This is a genomic window from Rhizobium sp. SEMIA 4085 (genome assembly GCF_013004495.1).
Classification (GTDB): domain Bacteria; phylum Pseudomonadota; class Alphaproteobacteria; order Rhizobiales; family Rhizobiaceae; genus Rhizobium; species Rhizobium gallicum.
In genome coordinates, this window is sequence record NZ_JABEPH010000502.1 from 1 (window position 1) to 3,389 (window position 3,389).

3 protein-coding genes and 1 pseudogene are annotated in these 3,389 nt (G+C 62.0%); all 4 read left to right on the top strand.

Annotation, left to right across the window (positions count from 1 at the left end; genetic code table 11):
- A partial coding sequence (locus C9413_RS29900; protein ID WP_170251317.1) for a GNAT family N-acetyltransferase occupies positions 1 to 706 on the top strand: 706 nt, incomplete at its 5' end.
- 11 nt (positions 707 to 717) lie between these two features.
- Positions 718 to 1,896 (top strand): alanine racemase, encoded by a 1,179-nt coding sequence (locus tag C9413_RS29905; RefSeq protein WP_052451480.1) that lies wholly within the window; start codon positions 718 to 720, stop codon positions 1,894 to 1,896.
- Between the two features lie 60 nt (positions 1,897 to 1,956).
- Positions 1,957 to 3,231, top strand: a complete 1,275-nt coding sequence (locus C9413_RS29910) for an FAD-binding oxidoreductase (protein ID WP_039843926.1) — start codon at positions 1,957 to 1,959, stop codon at positions 3,229 to 3,231.
- Positions 3,228 to 3,389, top strand: a pseudogene (locus C9413_RS34000) (aldehyde dehydrogenase family protein); the annotation flags it as partial. The gene C9413_RS29910 and the pseudogene C9413_RS34000, both read left to right, overlap by 4 nt.

The window sequence follows — 3,389 nt, forward strand, 5'->3', positions numbered from 1 at the left end:
CATCGAGCGGGCAGGGGAGGTGATCGACACCGCCATGTGGTGGAACTACGGACAGGCCTATGCCACCGCTGGGATGATCATCGTCACCGCCTCCGCACAGGGCGGAGGTTACGGCTCACGGCTCTTCAATGGGTTGCTTGAAGCGACGGACGGTCGCAACGTACTGCTCAATTCAACCGAAGAGGGGCTTGCGCTCTACAAGCGACGCGGCTTTACCGCCTGGAGCACCGTGCTCCAGCATCAAGGCCCGCTGACTGTTGCGGTGACTCAGGATACCTGCGACGACATCCGTCCGGCGACTATCTTGGACCTTACGGCGATCCAAGCCTTTGACCAGCGGGCCACGGGCATGCCCCGGCAGTCGATGGTGGCCGAGCTCGCCGATGTGGGCAACGTGGTGGTCATCGAACGCGCGGGGCGGGTTGCAGGCTACGCCATCGCCAGGAAGTTCGGCCGCGGCTACGTGATCGGCCCTTGTGCAGCCGAGAGCGCACAAGATGCGCGACTCCTGATCCTGGCCCAGCTTTCGAAGCTCCATAAGCAATTCGTTCGCATCGATGTCTATGCTGGAGATGAATTGGGCGATTGGCTGCATGGCCTCGGCCTCAAGCAGGTCGGATCTGCGATCGCTATGGTCAAGGGGCAGCGACCGCAATCGGACGGGCCAGCCCATATGTATGCCTTGGCAAACCAGTCGTTCGGTTAGGAAATCAGGATATGGACAAGATGACGGCAAACCTGCAAGGGTCAGAGACGGCTAAAACGATCGACACCCTGGTCACACCAACGCTGCTTGTGGACCGTGGACGGCTTGAGCGCAATGTACAGCGCCTGGCCGAGCGCGCCAAGAAGCTTGGCGTGGTGCTGCGCCCGCACATGAAAACGGCCAAGAGCATCGACGTCGCCCGACAGGTATTTCCCCGCGAGCCGGGCCCGATCACGGTCTCGACCATCGCCGAGGCCGAATATTTCGCGAGCCACGGCTTTCGGGACATTACGTATGCGGTTGGAATGTCGCCGGCTTCAGCCATCCGCGCCATGGAGCTTTGTCGCCGCACGGGCGTCGACTTGAAGCTGCTGCTTGATACTGTGGAGCAGGCTGATGCTTTGGGCGACGTGCGCAAGGCCACCGGCGTGACACCGTCCATTTTCATCGAACTGGACTGCGATGACCATCGCGGTGGAGTGAAGCCGGACGATTCCAGGCTGCTTGAGGTGGCCAACAGGGTCGTCGCAGCGGGCGCCAACCTCGTCGGCGTCCTCGCCCATGCGGGCGAATCTTACAGCTTGAGCACGCCCGATGCGCTGGTCAAGGCAGCTGAGAACGAGCGGTCGGCCACTGTGCGCGCCGCCGAAATTCTGCGCGCTCACGGCCATGCCTGCCCGATCGTCAGCCTTGGCTCGACGCCGACGGCGCACTTCGCCGAGAATCTGGAAGGCGTAACGGAATTGCGCGCCGGGGTCTACATGTTCTTCGACCTGGTTCAACATGGGGTAGGGGTCTGTGACATCGACGATATCGCGATTTCTGTGTTGGCCACCGTGATCGGCGCCAAGCCGGAAAAAGGATGGGTGCTGGTCGACGCCGGTTGGATGGCGCTTTCACGCGACCGTGGAACCTCAAACCAGCGCGTCGACCAGGGTTACGGCGTGGTCTGCGACGAAAGGGGGCGGGTCCTCAAAGACGTCGTCGTTTCCCAGGCCAGTCAAGAACACGGTATCCTTTCGATCCGCGCCGGTTCCGAAAAGACAATGCCCGCGCTACCAGTCGGTACGCGGATCCGGATTCTGCCCAACCATGCCTGCGCGATGGCCGCCCAGCATGACTTCTACAACGTCATCAACGGTGAGAGCCCCGACATCGAAGAGCGGTGGCAGCGAATCCGCGGCTGGTAGGAGTTCCAATCTCTACGCTTTGCATGGCGCCCATGCAAATTAACGCGGTGGTGGTGCAAAATGAAGTTTACCTCTTACTGGCTGGATACGTCTCAGCCGTTCAATGATGGATCGTCCAAACCTCTTGAAGGCCAGTACGACGTGGCCGTGGTGGGAGGCGGTCTGACCGGATCTTCCGCCGCACTGGCGCTTGCCAAGAAGGGCGCCCGGGTCGCCCTGCTGGAGGCCGAAACAATCGGCAACGCCGCATCCGGACGCAACGGAGGTATGTGCAACAACGGTTTTGCCCAGAACTACGCGGTCATGGCCAGAAAGTACGGCACGGACGCCGCAAACGCGCTTTACAAGGCTTTCGACACCGGCGTCGATATGGTTGAGCGGATCGTTGGGGAGGAGAAAATCGACTGCAGCTTCTCCCGGGTCGGCAAGCTCAAGCTTGCCGCCAAACCCCAGCACTACGACATGCTGACCCGCACCCAGGAACTCTTGGCAGCCAATGTCGATCCCGACACGAGGATGATCCCCCGAACTGACCTGCGTAGCGAGGTCGGAACCGACCGTTACCACGGCGGGCTGCTCTTTCCCAAGAGCGCCAGCATGCATGTCGGCCGCTTCGTCCGGGGCCTGGCGACCGCAGCCGCGCGGCGAGGCGCCGAGATCTATGAACGCGCGCCCGTCCTGGCCATGCGCAAGGTTCCCGCCGGGCATGAGCTAAGTACCCCCAGAGGCAAGATCGTTGCGCGGCAAGTCCTGCTGGCCAGCGGCATTTCCCAGGTTGGGCCACTCGGATGGATCCGTCGCCGCATCGTTCCGGTCGGCGCCTTCCTGATCGTGACGGAACCGCTGTCGCCCTCGGAGCTTGAGCGCCTGATGCCGGCCCGTCGCAATGTCGTCGACACGCGCAACCTTGTTGTCTACTGGCGGCTGACACCGGACAACCGCATGTTGTTCGGCGGGCGGGCACGCTTTGCCGCGTCCAATCCACAATCCGACGAAAAAAGCGGCCGGATCCTGAAAGCGGCGATGGTCGACGTTTATCCGGAACTGGCCGGCGCCCGGATCGACTACTGCTGGGGCGGCATGGTCGATATGACCCGCGACCGCCTGCCCCGCGCCGGAGAGCGCGACGGGATCTTCTACTCCATGGGCTATAGCGGCCACGGCACTCATATGTCGACGCTGATGGGCAGTATCATGGCCGACGTCATGGACGGGCGTCCCGACCTCAACCCCTGGAGAGATTTCGACTGGCCAGCGATCCCTGGATATTTCGGGCGTCCCTGGTTCCTGCCGATCCTCGGTGCCTATTATCGCATGAAGGACCTAGTAAGATGATCGCACCCCTCGAACACCTGTCCCGAAATGGCCACCTGGAGAAGTTCTTCATCGACGGCAAATGGCTTGAGCCGAGGGGCACTGCCAAGGGCGTTGTGGTGAATCCGGCCACGGAACAGGTTGTGGCCCAGTTTCGGCTCGGAAACAGCGAGGACGTG

Excerpts from the sequence above, each read along its gene's own strand:
- C9413_RS29905 (WP_052451480.1), top strand. The coding sequence starts at position 718 with ATGGACAAGATGACGGCAAACCTGCAAGGGTCAGAGACGGCTAAAACG.
- C9413_RS29910 (WP_039843926.1), top strand. The coding sequence starts at position 1,957 with ATGAAGTTTACCTCTTACTGGCTGGATACGTCTCAGCCGTTCAATGAT.